The 20,068-nt window shown below is 39.8% G+C and carries 15 protein-coding genes and 1 pseudogene; 10 read left to right on the top strand and 6 right to left on the bottom strand.

The window, feature by feature from the left end; genetic code table 11:
- Positions 1-358: 358 nt before the first annotated feature.
- Positions 359-961: pseudogene (locus H589_RS21245) on the top strand (methyl-accepting chemotaxis protein); the annotation flags it as partial.
- 8 nt (positions 962-969) lie between these two features.
- Here the strand turns inward: H589_RS21245 and H589_RS0108810 are convergent.
- Together H589_RS0108810 and H589_RS0108805 are read right to left on the bottom strand one after the other, a co-directional pair.
- Positions 970-1,569 carry a peroxiredoxin gene (locus tag H589_RS0108810; protein ID WP_027721685.1) on the bottom strand — a complete coding sequence of 200 codons (600 nt, stop codon included), beginning with the start codon at positions 1,567-1,569 and terminating at the stop codon, positions 970-972.
- A 115-nt stretch (positions 1,570-1,684) separates the two neighbouring features.
- The gene (locus H589_RS0108805; protein WP_027721684.1) at positions 1,685-2,236 is read right to left on the bottom strand and encodes a peroxiredoxin family protein; all 552 of its coding nucleotides are present in this window, start codon (positions 2,234-2,236) and stop codon (positions 1,685-1,687) included.
- 295 nt (positions 2,237-2,531) lie between these two features.
- Between H589_RS0108805 and H589_RS20375 the strand changes: the two genes are divergently transcribed.
- The 4 genes from H589_RS20375 to H589_RS0108785 all read left to right on the top strand — a co-directional run bounded on the left by H589_RS20375 (position 2,532) and on the right by H589_RS0108785 (position 8,930).
- The gene (locus H589_RS20375; protein ID WP_051249681.1) at positions 2,532-5,192 is read left to right on the top strand and encodes an ATP-binding protein; all 2,661 of its coding nucleotides are present in this window, start codon (positions 2,532-2,534) and stop codon (positions 5,190-5,192) included.
- 169 nt (positions 5,193-5,361) lie between these two features.
- Complete coding sequence (locus tag H589_RS0108795; RefSeq protein WP_027721683.1) at positions 5,362-7,095, top strand: bacteriohemerythrin; 1,734 nt, start codon at positions 5,362-5,364, stop codon at positions 7,093-7,095.
- Between the two features lie 118 nt (positions 7,096-7,213).
- Positions 7,214-7,591 (top strand): DUF805 domain-containing protein, encoded by a 378-nt coding sequence (locus tag H589_RS19455; RefSeq protein WP_035075527.1) that lies wholly within the window; start codon positions 7,214-7,216, stop codon positions 7,589-7,591.
- A gap of 313 nt (positions 7,592-7,904) precedes the next feature.
- A complete protein-coding gene (locus tag H589_RS0108785) occupies positions 7,905-8,930 on the top strand; it encodes a potassium channel family protein (RefSeq protein WP_245577080.1) in 1,026 nt (341 codons plus the stop codon).
- A gap of 52 nt (positions 8,931-8,982) precedes the next feature.
- On the opposite strand, the gene H589_RS19450 is transcribed toward H589_RS0108785, so the two are convergent.
- Genes H589_RS19450 through H589_RS0108765 form a run of 4 tightly spaced genes read right to left on the bottom strand, consistent with a single transcriptional unit; the run spans position 8,983 to position 13,644 of the window.
- Positions 8,983-10,491, bottom strand: a complete 1,509-nt coding sequence (locus tag H589_RS19450) for an ATP-binding protein (protein WP_035075524.1) — start codon at positions 10,489-10,491, stop codon at positions 8,983-8,985.
- Complete coding sequence (locus tag H589_RS20370; RefSeq protein ID WP_051249680.1) at positions 10,488-11,024, bottom strand: YfiR family protein; 537 nt, start codon at positions 11,022-11,024, stop codon at positions 10,488-10,490. Before H589_RS20370 ends, H589_RS19450 begins: the two co-directional genes overlap by 4 nt.
- Positions 11,012-12,943, bottom strand: coding sequence for a TonB-dependent receptor plug domain-containing protein (locus tag H589_RS0108770; RefSeq protein WP_027721681.1), 1,932 nt, complete (start codon positions 12,941-12,943; stop codon positions 11,012-11,014). Before H589_RS0108770 ends, H589_RS20370 begins: the two co-directional genes overlap by 13 nt.
- On the bottom strand, positions 12,940-13,644 hold the full coding sequence (locus H589_RS0108765; protein ID WP_027721680.1) for a response regulator transcription factor: 705 nt from the start codon (positions 13,642-13,644) through the stop codon (positions 12,940-12,942). The genes H589_RS0108770 and H589_RS0108765 overlap by 4 nt, the downstream gene beginning before the upstream one ends.
- A 252-nt stretch (positions 13,645-13,896) precedes the next feature.
- On the opposite strand from H589_RS0108765, the gene H589_RS0108760 reads away from it, so the two are divergent.
- The 5 genes from H589_RS0108760 (at position 13,897) to flgK (ending at position 20,063) form a co-directional block, all read left to right on the top strand.
- Complete coding sequence (locus H589_RS0108760; RefSeq protein WP_027721679.1) at positions 13,897-14,754, top strand: flagellin N-terminal helical domain-containing protein; 858 nt, start codon at positions 13,897-13,899, stop codon at positions 14,752-14,754.
- A 368-nt stretch (positions 14,755-15,122) separates the two neighbouring features.
- On the top strand, positions 15,123-15,668 hold the full coding sequence (locus H589_RS0108755; RefSeq protein WP_027721678.1) for a sigma-70 family RNA polymerase sigma factor: 546 nt from the start codon (positions 15,123-15,125) through the stop codon (positions 15,666-15,668).
- On the top strand, positions 15,665-16,330 hold the full coding sequence (locus H589_RS0108750; RefSeq protein WP_027721677.1) for a flagellar hook assembly protein FlgD: 666 nt from the start codon (positions 15,665-15,667) through the stop codon (positions 16,328-16,330). Before H589_RS0108755 ends, H589_RS0108750 begins: the two co-directional genes overlap by 4 nt.
- 16 nt (positions 16,331-16,346) lie before the next feature.
- A complete protein-coding gene (locus H589_RS0108745; RefSeq protein ID WP_027721676.1) occupies positions 16,347-17,888 on the top strand; it encodes a flagellar hook protein FlgE in 1,542 nt (513 codons plus the stop codon).
- Positions 17,889-18,035: 147 nt separating this feature from the next.
- Positions 18,036-20,063 carry a flagellar hook-associated protein FlgK gene (gene flgK, locus H589_RS0108740; protein ID WP_027721675.1) on the top strand — a complete coding sequence of 676 codons (2,028 nt, stop codon included), beginning with the start codon at positions 18,036-18,038 and terminating at the stop codon, positions 20,061-20,063.
- Positions 20,064-20,068 lie beyond the last annotated feature (5 nt).

The following is a 20,068-nucleotide window of genomic DNA, read 5'->3' as shown; positions in this document are numbered from 1 at the left end:
TGAGGAAGAACAGAAAAATACAATTGAACAGGCTGAATATGCAAAGCTGGCTGTTCTTGAAACTGAAGAACAGAATAAACAAGTACGCTCACTTGTAGAGAGAATGAGCATAATGGCTCAGAGTATTGCTGATATTTCCGACCAGTTGGCAGAAGCTGATAGAAAGCTAACTGCAGAACTGGTTCTTTCAAGAGACGGATTGAATGAACAGAAAATACAGTCCAGTTCTCTAGCACATTCAATGGAAAGGATGAAAGATAGCTCGAGTAAAATGGCCGGGACTGCAACAGGAGCAGCTGAACAGGCTGAGACAGCAAAAACAAAAGCTGAAAGTGGAGCTGTAATTGTTGCAGAGGTTGTTAACTCTACAGCTGATCTGAAGGGTAAGGCTGAAGAATTAAAAGATAATATGACTGAATTACAGGAACTTGCTGGGAATATAAGCAAAATAGTTATCGTTATAGGTGATATTGCTGATCAGACTAATTTACTTGCTCTGAATGCTGCTATAGAAGCCGCCAGAGCAGGAGAATCCGGGCGAGGTTTTGCTGTTGTCGCAGATGAGGTTCGTAAGCTTGCAGAAAAAACAGTGCAGGCAACCAATGAAGTTGAAGATGCGGTAAATAAGATTCAGGATGGAACAGGTAGGAGTTTTAAAAATACTGAACAGGCAGTTCTTTCCATCTCAGCCAATGCAGAACTTAGCAGCAGATCTGGAGATGTTTTACACGAAATAGTCGATATTTCAGTAAGAACTGCTGATCAGGTTAAAACGATTGCGAGTGTTTCTGAACAGTTATCTTTTGAAAGTATGGAACTCTCTGATGCTACACTAAACATCAGTAATATTGCTGAAAGGAATACTGAATCTATGAGCATCTGTTCAGAAGTTGTTGAAGGTATAAATGATCTGACAGATGAATTACGAAAATTGATAAACGAAATGCGCTCTATCGATTAATAATTATTCTATTTACTATTAACTTTTTCTAATGCTTTGATAATAGTACCGAGTTCAGGTCTTTTGTTTATATCATGAATGTCGACATATCGGATTATTCCCTGCTTATCGATTATGAAAATGGCCCGTTCTGTTATCCCTTCAGGGCGAAGGATTCCATACTTTAGAGCAGCTTCTCCATGAGGCCAGAAGTCAGACAGAACGGGAAACCATACTCCTCCATCATCCATCTGGCTAGTCCAGGCGTATAGTGAAGGAATGTTATCTGTCGTGATCCCCAGCAGTATTGCATCATTCTTCTCAAAGAGTTTACGTGCAAGGTTGTAACCGGGCCACTGACCTGAGCATATGGGAGTAAAAGCTGCCGGAACAAAAGATATGACAACATTTTTTTTACCTTTGAAAGAAGAAAGTCTGATCTTTTTGCCTGTGACTGAAGGAAGAATAAAATCAGGAGCTACGTTTCCCACACTTACTTTGAGCGAACTGTCTACAGGTTTAAGTAGTCCCGGATTAAAAACCTGCTCTGCTGAAACATCAGCATATGCATTCATAACACAGAGAATTGAAAATATACTGACTAATACTAGAATATTGGATTTACGCATAATTGCTCCTTTCTTATGAATGTTTTCGTGTATTGGATTTAAAAATATCTGTGATAAATTATTGGTTGAAGGTCTTTTATAACATCTCAAATTTTATCATAATTATTTGATTTTGTTATCTTCCAGTAATATTGGTTATTTTTTTTAAGAAATCATTACAGTTTTTCATGCGTCCTGGATGTGAGTATACTGTTTTGAGATTAGAATCTTTCATCTTCACCAGAAAGAAATGTGGTGTTCCTGTTCCTCCCAAATTTGAATTTATATTAAGGTCAGCATCAGAGAACAGTGGCAGATCAATTTTAAATTTTTCTTTGAAGAAGTTTATTTCAAATTCTGAATTACCTGCGCCAATACCGATGATTTTAATTTTTTTTGAGTTATCTATTTTTAATAATTTGTCATGAAGTTTATTCACGTAAGGTGCTTCTTTCTGGCAATGCGGGCAATACATACTGAAAACTTCAACTACTATATAGTCAGCATCAATGTCAGCAATTTTCCATGGGCCGGCACCTTGTAGCCCCAGATATTCTATTTGATTATCTTTTAGCTCTCCTTTGAGCTCTACATTCGGGAATTTATCACCTTTCTGCAGTGGTGAAGCAGAAGCAACTGAGACCATGAGAATTATGATAAATACCAACGTGACTAAATATTTAAACATTATAAAATCCTTTTTTAAAGTTTCCTTCAGTAAATACTTATATAATAGAAGAGTCCAATCCGAGTTTGTTAAACCAGATTTGACACAGGGATAAAAAATTATCTTTTTAACGAGACTGCACATTATTTTAAAATAATTTTAAAGTTTATGTAACTGCTATAAAATTTATTGTTAGATATTGTACGTTCTCTTTGTAAATGATATAAATTGGTTATAATTACATCCATATTTTGAAAAATAATTGCATTTTTGTCATGACTTATATCTGGTTTAATTAAATCAAGGGTTAGGTTAAATGAGTTTTAAAATTTTTCATGGTTCAATCAGAAAAAAACTCATAATTTTAGTTTTACTCGCAACTCTTCCAACATTTATTCTCTATTTCTATACAGAAATATCTAACCGAGAGGATAAAGTTTTAAGGGCTAAAAATACTATCTCACGACTGGTTAACGGCTTCAGCCTTATTCAGCAAAGAGTCACAGAATCAACCCATACTTTACTTAAAACTGTTGCTGCTATGCCTGCAGTAAGGAAACTTAATGAAGCTAAAGCACATGTTATTCTTTCAACGCTGCTTAAAGCCAACCCTATTTATACAAATGCTATTTTGGTTGATTTAAATGGTGATGTTGTCAGTGCTGGAAAAGGTGGGGAAGAGGCTAAAAGATTAAATTTTGCTGACCGGAAGCAATTTAAAGAAGCATGTTCTACCGGGGAATTTTCTGCCGGTGAGTTTGTTATTGGTAAACAGTCGCAAAAATCAATCTTTCCATTTGCTATGCCTGTCATGGGCGATGATGGTAAACCTGTCGGGGTCGTTCTTATCGGTGTCCGACTTAGTTACTACTGTAAACTTTTTAGAGATGCTGATTTATATTCCAGAGCTTTTTTCGGAGTATCTGATTTTAAAGGAATTAGAATTTTCAGATACCCGATGTCTGAAGATGTGACTGTCGGATTGCCCATCAAGTCTGAGGTGTTTAGAAGAGCTGAGCACAAAGGTAATCCCGGAGTTTTTGAAACTAAAGACTCTTCTGATGTAAACAGAATTATTGCATACACACCTCTAAGAATCAGTTCAGAAAGTCCTCCTTATATGTATATGTTCATAGGAGTCGATTCTTCAGAAGTTATGGAAAAAGCTAACTTGGTTCTTTTACGTGGGATTTTCATAACATTAGTTGCTCTCAGCCTTTCTTTGTTGATTGCCTGGTTTGTAGGAGGGAGTGCTGTTGCGGAAAGTATAGAAAAATTAGCTGCAGCAACTAGAAGACTTGGTCAGGGAGATGATACGCTGGTCAGTGGTGTTGACTATTCTGATGGTGAAGTCGGGTATTTAGCACAAACTCTTGATGGGATGAGCTCCCTTATACATAAGCGTGAAGTGGAAAGAAATGAAGCGTTGAAGCAGCTTTCTGAGAGTGAAGAGCAGCATCGTATTTTATTTGAGAATAATCCTGTTGGAATCTGCCTGGTTAATCCTGAAACCAACATTATTGAATTTGCAAATCCAGCCTTTATGAGTTTGCTGGAGCTTGAAGATAAGCAGCTGGGCAGTCTTTCTCTTTTTGAATTGAAGTATAGCCTTGATGCTAAAATAGATGCGGGTGACTTTAAAAAAAATATACTGGGTAATGGGTGGAATGCATATTCAGTCCCATGTGTTACACGTAGTGGGCAGATGATTGTAGTTGATATTGTGTCTGCAAATATTAAAATAAAGGGCAAAGATTTTCTAGCTGGTTTTTTTACAGATATTACAGCACGGAAGCATTCTGAAAATAAATTACTCGAGGCAAAAGAGGTTGCTGAACAGGCGAACGCTGCAAAAAATGATTTTTTAGCAAACATCAGTCACGAAGTACGTACCCCGTTAAATGGTGTGTTAGGTATGCTCCAGCTGCTCCAGACCACCAATCTTAATAAAGAACAAAATGAATATGTTGATATCGGATTGCGCTCATCTCAAAGCCTGATGCGTGTCTTAGAAGATTTGCTTGATTTTTCAAAAATAGAAGCAGGTAAATTAGATATTTATGAAAAACCTTTTGAAGTCTCTGAGTTGTTGAAACAGTGTATAGATCTGTTAAAAGTTCAGGCCGATGAAAAAGGAATTGAACTCAGCGGGCAAATTAGTACCGAAACACAAGATATTTATCTGGGAGATGTCGGGCGGCTTCGACAAATATTATTCAACTTGATTGGGAATGCTATCAAGTTTACCGATTCAGGATCTATCAATATTGACATATATTCTCTTCCGCATCGTGATACTTCCAAAGAGAGGTTGTTTTTTGTTGTTAAGGATACTGGTGTAGGTATTCCTGATGATAAGATTGCTGATATCTTTGAATCTTTTACTCAGGTTGATGGTTCCCGCACCCGTAAATATCAGGGGGTCGGCTTGGGTCTATCTATCGTAAAACGTTTAGTTTTACTGATGAATGGAAGTATGAATATAGAAAGTGAACCGGGTATAGGAACTACGGTACTTATCTGCGTACAAGTAGGGAGAAATGTTTCACAGGTGGTTGTTGAATTTGAGGAGGGAGAGTCTTCTGCAAAACCTAGAAATCTTAATTTGCTGCTGGTAGAAGATGAAAGGGTTAATAGGATAATGGCAAAAAAAATATTAGAAAAAATGGGACATAGGGTTACGTGCGCTGAAAATGGTCAGCAATGCCTTAACATGATAACTAAAGATTCTTACGATGCTGTACTTATGGATATTCAGATGCCTGTATTGACAGGTATTGAAGCTTCCCGCATTATTCGTACCTCGCCAGAATATGCAGATGTCTCATCTACTCCGATCGTTGCACTTACTGCACACGCCACCAAAAGCGATATGGATGCAGCATTTGATGTCGGAATGAATGAGTATATAACCAAACCTTTTGATAAATCTGTTTTAGAGGATGTCCTGCAACGGATGATTGGTTTACACGCATGATTTAGTGCTTAGCATATATAAAGCATGTTCTGCTATTGTATAACCTCTTGTTTGAAATCAATGTCATCGCCGGATATGGCGATAGTATTAGAAGATAATTTTCAGGTGGATATTACTATGACGAAATTAATTTTAAATTACCGTATTTATAACAAATGGGAATAATAAGATGAATATTTCAAATCGCCTTAAAACTTCAGTTATTTTACTTGGGATTATCCCTTTGATTTCAACTTTTCTCATGTGGGATTTTACGCCGGAGTCGTCTAGGACTGGGACTCTTACAGTAATTTTGATTTGTTGCATTTTTCTGAGTCTTGCGGTTGCAGCTTTTGTTTTCTTCAGCATACGGCGTGATTTTACAACACCACTGAAAAAGCTCAGACGTTATGCCATAAGTATCCAGGAAGGAAAGAAAATGGCCGATTGCGGTGGTGAGTTCAAATATGAGCTTCTAGATCTTAAAAACGCTATGTGTTCTATGGTTGAGAGCCTTGAGGAATCTCATATAAACGCTAAAAAGCTGAGTGAGGAAGCTCATTCAAAAGCTGAAGAAAGTGTTGAGGCTCTTAGGAGGAGTCGAGAAAAGGAAGAAGAAACAGCTAATCTTCTTCAGTCCATGCGTAAAGTTGCTGATAAGGCAAAGGCCTCTTCAGTACATATTTTTTCCGATATCAATGAACTTACTGAACGGATAGAGTCTGTCAGTGAAGGTGTTGGTGTTCAGCGTGACCGTATGACCGAGACTGCTACTGCTATGGAAGAAATGAACTCAACCGTTTTTGAAGTTGCCAGAAATGCATCTCTTGCATCTGGTAATGCTGCTCAATCAAAGGATAATGCTGCTACCGGCGCAGAAGGAGTCACCTCTGCTGTCAGTGCGATTAAAAAAGTTGAGAATGAAGTCCTTTCGCTCAAAGAAACTATGAGCCAGCTTGGTGAAAGAGCTGAGAATATCGGACAAGTCATTAACGTCATCAATGATATCGCAGATCAGACAAATTTGCTCGCTCTGAATGCTGCAATCGAAGCTGCCCGCGCTGGTGAGGCTGGACGAGGGTTTGCGGTAGTTGCTGATGAAGTGCGCAAGCTTGCTGAAAAAACAGTGGTGGCAACTAAAGAGGTTAGAGAAGCTATTACTGATATTCAGGATCATGCTAAAACCAATATGGATTCAGTTGACCGTGCAGCAGCCGACATTGTTGTCGGTACAGAGATTGCGGTTGAGTCCGGCGAACATATGCAGCTGATAGTGACGATTATTGATTCAACTTCAGAGCAAGTTGATTCAATTGCCACGGCTTCAGAAGAGCAGTCTGCCACCAGTGAAGAAATTAATAGCGCTATTTCTGACGTAACGCGAGTGGCGCAGGACACAGCTGAGGGGATGGATCAAGCACGAAACGTTCTTATTGAAGTTTCCGGCCTGGTACAGGAGCTTGACTCTCTTATCCAGGGACTTGCTACAGGAGAACTTGAAGCTGCTTCTGGCAGTGAATTAGTTACTTGGAGTGATTCAGCTTATTCTGTCGGAGTAAAGGCTATTGATGTACAGCATAAAAAGTTGGTCGGGATGATCAATGGTTTGCATAAAGCAATGCGCAACCGGGCTTCCGGCAGAGTTATGGAAGAACTGGTTGCAGAACTTAAGAATTACACAGTAGATCATTTCAGGACTGAAGAGTTGCTTTTTGATAAGTTTGGTTATCAATATTCAGCTGAACATAAAGTTCTTCATAAAAAATTTGTAGATCAAGTTATGGAATTTGATTCCGAACTGCGTAGCGGAAAGGCCAAGGTTACAATGGAAGTTATGCATTTCCTGAAAGATTGGCTTATTAAGCATATTCAGGGTGAAGATAGGCGTTATACTTCATTTTTGAATAGTCATGGCGTAAAATAATATACAATTAGTTGTAGTTAATATGACAAAAGGCCGGAATCCTATCTCCGGCCTTTTGTTCTTTAATGAATTTATGGAAAAATTATAATCAGTTTGTCTTTAAGACTAAGAGTTAAATATGAAAAAATATATTGAAATGCTGAAAAAATTTAATGATTTTTATGGAACGGAAAGTCGTGAGGAATTTGCGCATTTTGCGTTGATTCATACTGCTATTATTTGCGTACTTACATTTCTATGCTATGCCACCGATCATGCTTTTGCCGTTAAGGTGTTGCATACGATTACCGGACTTTTTATAGTCGGTACAATACTTTCCAGTATAGCTGTCTTTGTCCGCCGTCTAAATGCTTTAGGCAGAAACCCAAAACTTATTTTTGCTGCCTTGATTCCTGTTTTAGGTCTTTTGTATCTGATTTTTGTTTGTTTTAAAAATGATGGTGCAGAGCATTCCCCCGTTTCCATATTAGCTGTTAAAAGGCAACAGTCTTTATAACAAGGTGTTTATATCTTGGTTGAAAGTTTGGAATCCTTGACTTATTAGTCAGGGATTCTTTTTTTAAAGTATAAATTTATATGTAGTCCCACAATTGTTGTGAAATATTAAAATAATCTTTTCAAACTATTTTTGAGTATTAAATAAATATTAGAGAAGCTTCATAAAAGACACATACTTTGAGCTGATCCTGAAGAGCAGTATTTCGCTCCGTCGTTAAGCTGGTGGTATTCTTTTTTGATGACAGCTGGCCGAGTAATTGATGATAATAATCTAACAATGGCATGACATGAAGAAGAGCAGTCTTTTTTTATTGGCAGGAATAGTTGGTTATTCGATTGTTATTCTGCTTATTTATTACTGTGAGTCTACCTGTGAGAGTTCTAATATTAAAACTCTCTTTGATGCGTTCTGGTATTCACTGGTGACCCTCACCACTGTAGGGTACGGTGATCTTTATCCCAAATCTATTGCCGGTAAAATTATATCCATGACTATGGTTCTTGGCAGTATTGGGATATTGGGTTTTATTGTCGGTAAACTTAGCGAACATATTAACGCTCTGGCAGAGAGGCACAAAATGGGTTTTGATGGGACTAATTTCAGCAATCATGTAATCATTGTCGGCTGGAACGAATTTTCGGAAGATGTTGTAACTCAGCTTGTCCATTCAGGAAAGAAAGTCTGTATAGCTACAGATAATAAAGAGCATATCGATTTTATATACGAGAGTTTCAGTCGCAATCAGGTCTTTGTTATCTACACAGATATGAACTGCCGGGAATGCCTTAAAAAAGCTAATGCGGAAAAAGCCGTAGCATTAATGCCCAACCTTGGGGATGATACTAAAAATCTGGTTTTTGTTATTAATGCCAAAAAATATTATCCACACCTGTCATTTGTGGTCACTATCGATAACTCTGAATTGAAGGAAACGTTTACCAGTGCAGGCGTAAGTTTTACTATCTGCCGTAATGATATATCATCTAAAATAGTAGCCAGTTATATTTTTGAACCGAGTGTCGCCAGATTTAATGAAGATATTCTGGCCTCAGCAACAGAAAATGGCGATTATGATATCCAGCAGTACTATATCCAGAGCAGCAATAGGTTTGCAGAATCGAGTTATGGTGATATTTTCAATGAACTTAAAGAACAGTTCAATGTACTTGCTATTGGAGTTAGTCGCGGTGAAGGACAAAGCCAGAATGTGATTAAAATGCCTGAGTCTTCTTTCAAAGTACTTGCAGGAGATTACCTGATTGTACTTACTTCGGGACGGTCAGTCGAATCTCTTGGGCAGATATTCGGGTGTTCTGAGGGATTATTTTATTCTTAATTTTTACATAGCTGATAACATTTAGCTGATGCTGAACACCGATATGTGGTAATCAGGTTGCGGAGTCCTCCGGTTGGAAGGTCGTAATTACCTCTGTTCCAGAATTTTCAGAGGTTCGCATCTGGATGTTTGCCTGATGTGTTTTTGCAATCAACAAGGCCGAGTATGTGCCGAGCCCGCTCCCGTCCTCTTTTCCTTGAGTGACATACTTATTAAAGAATTTCTCACGAATATTTTCCGGTACAGCCTTACTGTTTTTTACTGATACATTGATAGGTGGACCGTTTTGGATTGCAATAGTAACTTTGTCACCTTCAGTTGAAGCTTCTACTGCGTTTTTGATCAGGTTCCGGAACATAGTGCGCAGCAGCATCCCTTCTCCTGTAAGGTGAATTTCTTCCATTCCTTCGATTTCTTCGCCATCCAGCATTATGGAAAGCTTTACATCGGTCTGGTTTAGCAACAGGGCCATTTCTTCTTCAAGGGATGTCATTAGGTCAATCAGATCTACCTTCATGGTTTTCAACCGATAAATTCCCTGTTCCATTTTAAACATATCCAGATGAAATTGAATCATATCCAACATGCGGTAACCGGCTGATGCGATCCGCTTTATATATTTGCGTTGTTCAGTGGTAAGAGGATCACCGGTAAGGAGCATTTCGGGATAACCTATGACCAGATTGAGAGAAGACTTTAAATCATGTCTGTTAATACGTTCAACCTCGTCCCGGATCATCTCTGCAGTACGTCTTTCATGGATTTGCTTTACCAACAGTTTATTTTTTTTCTCAAGTTCAGACTGTTTAGCGCGCAACTGTTTTGTGCGTTGGGATACAATATTTTCAAGCATTTCTCGATGGTTGTTAAGCCATACATCACGTGTCTCTATCTTGGAGAGCATAGAGTTGAATTCGGTTACAAGGTAACCGATTTCATCATCACTGCGATAGGAAACTCGTTGAGAATAATCTTTACTTCTGGAGATATCTCGAACGGCAGCAGTAAGCTGACCTATGGGCTGGGTTAATTTTTTGCGGACATAGTTCGTTGCAATTATGCATACTGTCAAAACTGTGAGCAGAATAAACAGCGATGAAATAATATTTTGGTAAAACCAGTCCAACTGATCTGAAAAACGTCCGTCCAGCAATAAATATCCAAGAATTTCATTACCTGATTTTATTGGCTGTACAATTTGGAATTTATTAAATTCAATAAGTAAGTCGAGATCTTTTGCGGGTAGGGATTCAACTTTCTTACCAAAGGACGCAAATACTTTTCCATCAATTGTGAAAACTGTTGCTCCAACGGCATTGCCAATTAACGATAGGGAATTCAAAACTTCTATTGCCGCATCCCGGTCTGAGAAGTCGAGGGCAGGAGTGATGGACGTTGCCAGTACCTTAACAAGTCCTGTTGCTTTTTGAATGGTTGCCTGACGATAAGAGTGAAAGAATGAAGCTACATTAAGTGTCATCGAAATTATGAGTGCAGCAATGGTTGTTCCTAGTATCGCAACACTTATTTTACGGCCGATACTATTGCTGTATATGGTCATTGAGGATTTTCTCCACAGTAAACGTCAGATAGCTTGAGAAGCTTGGAACTGATTGTAAGCCCAGCTTTACGGGCAGCACATACATTTACTTGCAATTTAAAGCGGGATCCGTTTTCAACCAGATTAATCATACCTCCCATGCTTAGAAAATAAGGGCTGCGTCCTATAGTTAGAATTGGTTTACCTTTAACTTTTTCCAATACAGCTGCCATAATCCGTGGATTTACATCTCCAATAAAAAGTACTTCGCAATTAGCAGCAGGCCAGCGTACTAGTTTGAATCCATCGCTTTTTTTAAAAAAAGCAGCCATTTCATGCGGCATAATTGCAGCAACCGTTACAGGTCTGATTGCGGAAATTTTATTCATATCCGGTGTCAGAACATACTTGGTTATTTTTTTAATAAACAGAGCTTGAAGCTGTGGCTGAGTGGCTACTATGCGGGCTTGTGCCGTTTCAATCGGTATAGAATATAGCACAAAGAATGAGGCAAGCATAACTGCCATTATTTTATGGATTTTTAGAAATCCCACGTTAACCTCAGAGTGTATGAGGGTTCTGCGGGGACAAAATCTCCATCGTTGACACCCCCTAGTAAGCTATCACCGATCAGTTCAATTGATAGGTCATTACGTGGTGTCCATGCCAGTCTCGCATCAAGTCCGAATCCTGTGGATAGGTCTTTCCCGTCCATAGTGTTCAGATATGATGAAAATAAATCAAACTCCCATTCTTTTGAAATATTGAACAGGGCTTGAAGTTTAACACTGTATATAGGACTGTTTATTGGAGGAGAAAAACCAGGGATATTAATACCAGTTCTTGAAAAATCTTGATTTGAAAGATCAAGTGATGGTCTTAGAGTTAAGAAAGACAGTGGAGACCAGTCAAGTGCTATTTCGGTCCCGTACGTTAATCCGCTAAGATTACTTGCTGGAGTGGCCGTATTATTATCATTGTCGAGTTCAAAAGTTGCGAGTTTATCATAATTATTGAAGTAAAGTGACCAATCCAGTTTAAGTGTTTTACTGAAAAGTTTACGATAACCGGCTTCAATAGAGCTTAACTGTTCCGGTTCAAGATTACTGGAAATATTAACATCGTATGTGGTGTCTCTCACTTTGATTTTGTAATTGCCTTCACGAATCCAGTTACCCGGTTGTCTGGTTGCCTGAGAGAGAGCCAACCAGTATTCTTCATCACCCTCAGTGTAAAGTAATCGAGCTGTTGGTTGCGGTGAAAGGTCATTGGAACCGGAGTAATCAAGTTTTAGACCCAGTGTCAGAAAAAGTTTTTCGTCTATAATAGTTATTTTATCTTTGGCAAAGCCGCTGAAATCAAGTCTGTAGATGTTATCATTTATAACTGAAACTTTTTTTCCTTGACTGAATGAATCCCAGAAATAACGTCCACCCAAGCCAAAAGTAAGGAGATGTACACCCATTTTCTCAGCAGAGTATATGAACTCAGCATCAACTGCATTTGACTCTACATCCATATCCTCCAGAGTAATTGCGTCTCTGGTATAGGATGTGCGAAATTGCATGCCGGAATTTACTCCGGTTTTCCGGTCCCAGAGAAGTTGAGTATATCCGCTGTACTCTTTTTTCTCATTGTCAGATGAGAAATGGTTTCCGGGGGGAGATTTTTCGTCAATTGTCGATGTTGATAATTGTCCCTGAAGTGAGAATTGATCAGTGTATGTGTTGAGCCAGTCTGTTCTGAATCCGGCAGATCCTGTAACCCAGTTTGTTGACCCTTTTTCTGTTCGACCTCTTATTTTATAGGATTTTCCACCTTCATATCCACCCTTAGCATATACGGCGAGCGTACCCTTACTGGTAACTTTTTCGCCATGACGTATAAATTGACTTGCCCCGTCAGTTCCGGCTGTAGTTACGCTTTGGGTTCCCTGCATTTCTGCAGCGGATTTTGTTATTATATTTATTACTCCATTAAAAGACTCAGAACCCCACAGGCTAGTCCACGGTCCCCGGATAATCTCGATTCGTTTAACTGTTTCAATTGCCAGATCTTTGGTAGACCATATTACGCCGTCAAAATAAGGGGAGGTTATCGGGCGGTTGTCTACCAGTATTAATTGTTTGGAGTTAAAAACTCCTGAAAAACCGCGAATTCCGATAGACCATTTAGCTGTGTCTGTTCTGGTGACCATTACACCGGGAACTGTTCTTAACGCTTCGGGGATATTTTTAGCTCCGCTGCTTTTGATGTCTTCAGCGGTAAGAATAGTATATGACCCTGGAATATGTTCGAGAGATTGTTTGCGTTCAGAAGGAGAGACCATTTCAACTTGTAAAAGGTCTTCAAGGTCTAATGAGTCCAGTTCTGAGGTGACATCCGTGTCTCCTGCAAAACATGGTAAAATACTGGTTGCAATGACCAGTAGTGAGAATAAGAGAGCAATAACAGCTAAACGTAAACGGATCATGCTTCGGTTTTATTTCTTGCTGTCATCATGTATCCACGTCCTCTGATCGTTTTGATAGCAACTGAATCACCTATTTTCCGGCGTAGGTTGCTCATGTGAACATTAAGAACATAGTCATCAAAATCAACAGTACGTCCTAAAGCTATTTCCATAAGCTCATCACGTTCAACAAGTTTTCCGCAATTAACAGCTAAATGTTCAATAATACTGAATTCAGCTGCAGTGAAGTGAGTTTCTAATCCTTGGACTATTATTGACTGGGAATCAAGATTGACCTCAATTCCGCCAACTTTGAGTTTTCCTTTTGAACTGGGAGTATGGATGATGGACGATTTGCTCATAGAGCAGCGTCTGAGCGAAGCTCTCATACGTGCCAGCAGTTCACGAAGCGGGAACGGCTTGCAAATATAGTCATCTGCCCCCATTTCAAGACCTACAACTCTATCCACCTCATCTCCTTTACCTGTCAGCATGATGACTGGAATGGTAGAATCCTGCCTGATTTTTCCCAGTACATTAAGTCCGCTGATATCGGGCAACACAATGTCCAGAAGTACAAGCTCAAAATCTCCATGTTCTATCACTTTCAGGCCATCTTTTGCTGTGCATGCGTGATGCAGTGTGTAACCTTCGCCGTCCAGATAGGTGGACAACAGTTCTCCCATTTCAGGGTCGTCATCTATAAGAAGTATCTTATTCATAATGTTCTCCTGTGTAGGACCATAATTGTTTAGAAGGAATAAGCAAAAAAGTTTTGTGTAAAAAAATGTTAATAACATTAAGAAACATTAAGATTCAATATTGAACTGTATAGATGTATGACAGCAAGCCTTCTATGAATAATTTTCCGATATAAACGTTCTTTAACTCCGCTGCGTATAAATAAGTACAAGCAGGTGAATCGGTCACCTGACTTATAGTGCAAGGATGTACGATACAACACGGAGGTTTTTATGAGTTTGGTAATTAACAACAACACAATGGCTAATTCCGCTGCCCGTCACCTTAATGATTCATATAAGGCTCTTGGGAAGTCAACGGAGAAGATGTCGTCAGGTCTGCGTATCAACTCTTCATCTGATGATGCCGCTGGTTTGGCGGTACGCGAGTTAATGCGTTCTGATGTTTCTACACTTGGTCAGGGCGTACGAAATGCTAACGATGGTATTTCAATGATTCAGACAGCTGACGGCGCTCTTTCCGTTGTGGATGAGAAGCTTATCCGCATGAAGGAACTGGCAGAACAGGCCTCAACCGGATCATATACTTCTGACCAGCGAGCTCTGATCGATCAGGAATATCAGGCTATGGCATCGGAAATAACACGAATTGCCAGTGCAACTGACTTTAATGGTATTTACCTTCTGAATGGTAATCTTGATGGTGATGAGGCCATGACGATCCACTTCGGAACAGGAAATGATTCCGCAGAGGATAAGTATACTGTTGAAATCGGAAATTGTACCGCTTCTGCTCTCGGGGTAGGTAATCAGAGTGCACTAGATGCCGGTTATACTGTTTCAACTCAGGAAGCCGCACAGGCAGCTCTTGGAGCTCTCGACGCTGCGATTACCTCTAAGGATAAGATTAGAGCAAACCTTGGAGCTACTGAAAACAGGCTTGACGCAACAATCTCAAACCTTGAGATTCAGGCTGAAAACCTTGCTGCTGCAGAGTCTCAGATATCTGATGTAGATGTTGCTACTGAAATGACTAACTATTCAAAGCAGCAGATTATAACTCAGGCAGCTGTTTCCATGCTTTCACAGGCAAACTCTCTGCCGCAGATGGCTTTGTCTCTGATCGGTTAAAATCTTAGCATCCACTTTTAGTTTGTCTGAGGGCCCGGTTTACCGGGTCCTTTTTTTTACCCTTAAACAGGGCAGTCGGCTTTGCCTCTGTTTGCATGATCTTGGTTTTTGTATTGTACGAGTTCTACCCTGTCAAAATATCCGGCAAAAATTTCCTTCTTCTTTTTTACCTCATGTCAATTGATTGAATTCTATTAAAACACGCCTGTTTATTATTAAGAATAGTTAATTCAGGGACTTTTAAATTAATTGTCCTTTACTTTTTTTATAAAACATAAATGTTGGCTATCTTATTCTATATGTAATTCAGTTCTATTTTAATGTTGTGAGGAATGTAAGTTGCTTCATTCTAGCTATTAGGAGGAAGTATGAATACTTATATTAAAGAGAATTTTGAATATAATGACTTTAATAATGTAGATGTATTTTTTAAAGAAAATACTAAACTTATAAAGTGTATTGTTAATAAGTTTTTAAGATCAAAATATAATTCTATTTCATCATATGATATAGATGAAGTTTTTCAAGAAATAGCTTTTAAAATTGTTAAGAATAAATATATTGAAAAATACTCCTCTGAAAAAAGTTCTCTTAACACGTGGATATACATCATAAGTAGGTCTGTATCTATAGATTACATGCGTAAAAGGCATTGTATATATATTAATGTAGAAGATTTAGATGACTATGCTGCGGAAGATATAGAAAAAGTAAAATTAACAATTCCTGACGGTCTTCTCTCTAAAAGACAAAGTGAAGTACTTCAAATGATATTTTGGGGTGACTTAAAAGCCGTTGAGGTTGCACAACATCTTGGCATTACTGCTCGTACAGTACGCTGCATTAAACACCAGGCTCTTTTAAAGCTTCGCCGTCATTTCGGTGCGGCCAGAGTAAGGAGGATTGTATCATGACTGTTGAAGGCGTCTCTTATACCGGATCAGAAACAACTGTCACTAAAAATGCCAGCGATAATACTTCGATCGATCAGGTTGATTTTCTGACACTTCTTACAACTCAGCTGGAATATCAGGACCCTACTAATCCTGTTGATAACTCTGAAATGATCAACCAGATGACCAACTACGCCATGCTTGATGAGGATGTTGCGCAGAATACAAATCTTGAGACCATCATCAATCAGCTTGATGCTCTGTCATCTCTCAGTACTTCCACTTTGATAGGTCAGGAAGTTTTGGCAGATGGCGGTGTTATCACTGTTAAGGATGGAACTGCTTCGGGAGTAACCGTTGACCTTAAGGATGATGCAGCTGCCTTGGGATTGAATATTTATGACTCAAGCGGAGCTTTGGTTGACACTGTCTATTTTTCTGACGTTGAGGCCGGACAATATAATATTTCAGGTGAAGAGCTCACAGCGCAAGGTAAGCTTAATGTTGATGGTACTTACACAGCTCTGGCTTTTGCTGTCGATGAAAATGACGCAGCTGTAGCGGCCTATATTAAATCTGTTGGAACAATCACAGCTGTGGATTCTTCTGATTCCGGCACTACAAATTTGACTCTGGATGACGGTCGGGAAGTCTCTATGGCTGACGTGACTTTCATTTCATAAATTTAAGGAGCAAAAAATGAGTATTACAAGTTCATTGTACACGGGAATTTCCGGTCTTCATGTAAATTCGCAGGCTACATCAGTTGTTTCTAACAATCTTGCAAACTCTTCAACGGTTGGCTTTAAAAGTAAGGATGCTGTCTTTGAAGATCTTTTTTATTCAGCGATAACTACTGGCGGTGGCTCTTCTCAGGTCGGTAACGGCGCAGGAGTGGCGACTATCAACACTGATTATACGCAGGGGTCATATGATGATTCAAGTATCTCTACAAATGTAGCCATGAACGGCGACGGTTATTATGTCGTTGTGGATCCAGATACGAATACAACTTATTATACCAGATCAGGTAATTTTGATTTTGATAAGAACGGATTTCTGGTCGATACGTATGGCAATCAGGTTCAGGGATGGGCAATAGAAGATGGCACTGCATCAGGTTCTCTTACCACAATTCAATTGGATCAGTCCCAGTCTCCACCGAAGGCTACCTCTGAGATTGCTTTGACCATGAACCTTGACTCGCAAAGTGTAGATGAGGCTAAAACGACCAATCCTTATACCTCTCTTTTTGAGTTGTATGATGGAACTGAGCAGCCGCCGCTGGATGATTCCCAATACAGTTATTCCACTACAATGACTGTATATGATGAGAATGGTTCTGCTCATGATATGACTTTTTACATGGACCCCGTTGATGTTGATGCAGATGGCAGTATTGTCTGGGAATATGTAGCTGCATTTGAAGCTGAAGATGATCTGCGTTCCGGTTCAGACGGCGTGTCACTTAATACAACTAGTGGTGCCGGTTTAGCTATGGTCGGAACTCTGGTTTTCAATTCTGAAGGTCAGATGACTTCTGTAACTGCTTTTACTCTGTCTAATGCAGCAGCTTCAACTGATACTAAGGATGCCAGTAACTGGGGACTCTCGGATTTAAGCCCAGAAGGCTCACCGGAAGTGAATCTTAATTTTACCGGTAGCTCGGAAGGTCAGGATGTTTCTATAAGTTTCGGAATGTCCAGCGATAATGCTACCTGGACAACTACCAGTGGTATCTCAACTCTTGGCGATATAGCAGCCACTACCAGCTATTCCGACTTGCCTAAGTTCAGTGATTACACCCTGAATCTGGGGGCAACCACCAGCTACAGCGATAGTTCATCAGCTACATATGGCATAACTCAGGACGGATACGCTACTGGTTCTCTTGTTTCAGTCGATGTGGACGAAAAAGGTGTTCTTATCGGTAACTACTCCAACAGTCAGTCTATTGAGCTTTATCAGATGGCTTTAGCCGACTTTACAAATGAAAGCGGTCTGGCGGCTGAAGGTAGTTCTTTATACAGAGCGACCACTGAATCCGGTGAGGCAATAATCGGAACAGCTGGTTCTGCGGGATTTGGGAAAGTCGTTTCGCATGCTCTTGAAGCATCTAACGTAGATATCGCTTCTCAAATGACTGAGCTCATTATTATCCAATCATCATATCAGGCTAACAGTAAAGTTGTAACCACAGCAGACTCACTGTTGCAAACAGCAGTCGGATTGAAACGTTAATTATAGCAGCTATGTCTATATATTAATGAATATAGGCAGTTAAAGTCTATTAGTCGACTACGTAGTAATAAAATGGGATCTCAAATATTTCATAAGATTTGAGATCCCGGAGGGGCCCCAAAGCTCTGAAGGGACGCTGGAGATATCATGCTTAGTAATGCATTAGCCATAGGGCAGAGAGCTGTAGCAAATGCTCAGGTTTCAATAAATACGACCAGTAACAATATTGCCAATGCGGAGACTCCCGGATACCAGCGGGCTGATGCAGTATATTCCAGCAACGATAATATTACAGCGTATGGTAACAGTATTGGTACAGGCGCAGATATTGTTGGAATTCAGGCAAATTGGGACAGCTTCATTGAGAAGCAGTATCTTTCGGCTTCCGCAGATCTTGCATCCAGCAATGCTTTGAATAAGTTTTTATCACAGATGGATTCTCTCTTTAATCAGAGTGATGGTATCGGACTTGCCGCAGCACAGGATGAATTCTTGAGCGCATGGAATGACCTCGCCACATATCCTGACTCACTTGCAGAAAGGCAGGATCTATTAGGTGAGGCTCAATCTCTGATTTACTCCTTAAATTCTACCTCCTCTGAACTTAAAGGTATGTCTGATAGCGTTGAATCAGAGATTATCGATCAAGTAAATTCAGCTAATGAGCTTATTGATTCTATCGGGTTGCTGAATAAACAGATTGCAGCTTCACCGGAAAATTACGAACTGATTTCCAACAGAGATCAGGCTATTCGGGAACTTGATGAACTTGTTGGTGTTGAGGTGCTGACTTCAAGCGATGGGCAGACTAAAATTTATACCGAATCAGGTCAGCCTTTGGTTGAGGGATCAGAAACACACAAGCTTGCATACAGTGGTGCAAAGTCATCTGAATCTTTACAGCCTACTTCAAACTATGACGGTGAACTGAAATTCTCAGGAACTTCCAGTGAAGAGTTGATGCTTGAGTTCGAAACTTCCGGTCCAGACGGAGCCGCTCAGTTTAAAGTTTCTCTCGATGGAGGCAAAACTTGGGAAAAGGATGAAAACGGCAATACTCTTCTCTATACAGCAGGAGATGCTGATAACTCTGTAACAATTGCCGGAGTAGAAATATCTTTTTCCGGTGGAACAACCGATCATACTGAAGGTGATCGTTACACTATTACACCCAAAACAGGCCTATACTGGAGAGGTGACAGCGGGACTCTGGTTAATTTGACTCCTATGACTGATGCCAGTGGTACTGATGTGGCAAACAGAGTTTCCAGCGGATCAATAGCCGGTCTGTTCAAAGTAAGAGATGATTATATTGAGCCTGCCTTAAGTGACCTTAATGATTATACTTCGGCTATGGTTTGGGAAGTTAACTCAGTGCATTCACAAGGTGCTGGTTTAGAAGGTCATTCTGCCGTTGAGGGGAGCTATGGCGTTACTGACCAGACAGCAGCTTTAAATAAAAGCGGTCTTACATATGAAGATAAAATTAAGTCCGGCGAGTTCACAATCTATACTTATGATTCAAATGGTAATCCGACTTCCAACTCGTCTATTTCTGTTGATCCTGCGACGGACTCTCTCGACGATATTGTCGCATCAATAAACTCTGCCTTTACTGGAGTTCTGACTGCTTCTGTTAACAGCGATGGTGAAATAGAAATTCAAGCTGGGTCAGGCTTATCTTTTGAATTCGGAGAAGACTCATCAGGTTTTCTTGCTGCAGCAGGTATAAATACTTTTTTTGAGGGAAGTTCAGCAGGTGATATTAAAGTCAATTCTTATGCAACAGAAAATCCTTCTCACATAAATTGCGGGGAAGTTGGAACTGACGGAACCGTCTCTTCAGGAAGTAATGATACAGCTAAAACAGTCAATGATCTTTTAAGTAAAGAGGTAAGCATCGGAGAAAAAGGTGCTGAACAAAGTTCATCACTTACAGAGTATCTTGCCAGCCTGATTTCTGAAGTGGGATCAGCCGCATCAACTGCTGAGACTCAGGTTATCTGTGATGCTTCCGCAGCACAGCTTTATTATGATCAGCAGGAGTCTGTAAGCGGAGTTAATGTTGATGAGGAACTCGTCAATCTAACCAAATATCAGCAGCAGTATACGGCCGCATGTCAGATTATTTCTGTAACCCGCGAGATGTTGGATACCATCCTAGGTATAATGTAGGAGTC

The organism is Maridesulfovibrio zosterae DSM 11974 (assembly GCF_000425265.1).
In the GTDB taxonomy this organism is placed as follows: domain Bacteria; phylum Desulfobacterota; class Desulfovibrionia; order Desulfovibrionales; family Desulfovibrionaceae; genus Maridesulfovibrio; species Maridesulfovibrio zosterae.
This window is presented reverse-complemented; position numbering and strand designations above follow the sequence as displayed.

Coding starts and splice junctions, on each gene's coding strand:
- H589_RS0108770 (WP_027721681.1), bottom strand. CDS start 12,943: ATGATCCGTTTACGTTTAGCTGTTATTGCTCTCTTATTCTCACTACTG.
- H589_RS0108810 (WP_027721685.1), bottom strand. CDS start 1,569: ATGCGTAAATCCAATATTCTAGTATTAGTCAGTATATTTTCAATTCTC.
- H589_RS0108805 (WP_027721684.1), bottom strand. CDS start 2,236: ATGTTTAAATATTTAGTCACGTTGGTATTTATCATAATTCTCATGGTC.
- H589_RS0108765 (WP_027721680.1), bottom strand. CDS start 13,644: ATGAATAAGATACTTCTTATAGATGACGACCCTGAAATGGGAGAACTG.
- H589_RS19450 (WP_035075524.1), bottom strand. CDS start 10,491: ATGACCATATACAGCAATAGTATCGGCCGTAAAATAAGTGTTGCGATA.
- H589_RS20375 (WP_051249681.1), top strand. CDS start 2,532: ATGAGTTTTAAAATTTTTCATGGTTCAATCAGAAAAAAACTCATAATT.
- H589_RS0108745 (WP_027721676.1), top strand. CDS start 16,347: ATGAGTATTACAAGTTCATTGTACACGGGAATTTCCGGTCTTCATGTA.
- H589_RS0108795 (WP_027721683.1), top strand. CDS start 5,362: ATGAATATTTCAAATCGCCTTAAAACTTCAGTTATTTTACTTGGGATT.
- H589_RS0108750 (WP_027721677.1), top strand. CDS start 15,665: ATGACTGTTGAAGGCGTCTCTTATACCGGATCAGAAACAACTGTCACT.
- flgK (WP_027721675.1), top strand. CDS start 18,036: ATGCTTAGTAATGCATTAGCCATAGGGCAGAGAGCTGTAGCAAATGCT.
- H589_RS0108760 (WP_027721679.1), top strand. CDS start 13,897: ATGAGTTTGGTAATTAACAACAACACAATGGCTAATTCCGCTGCCCGT.
- H589_RS19455 (WP_035075527.1), top strand. CDS start 7,214: ATGAAAAAATATATTGAAATGCTGAAAAAATTTAATGATTTTTATGGA.
- H589_RS0108755 (WP_027721678.1), top strand. CDS start 15,123: ATGAATACTTATATTAAAGAGAATTTTGAATATAATGACTTTAATAAT.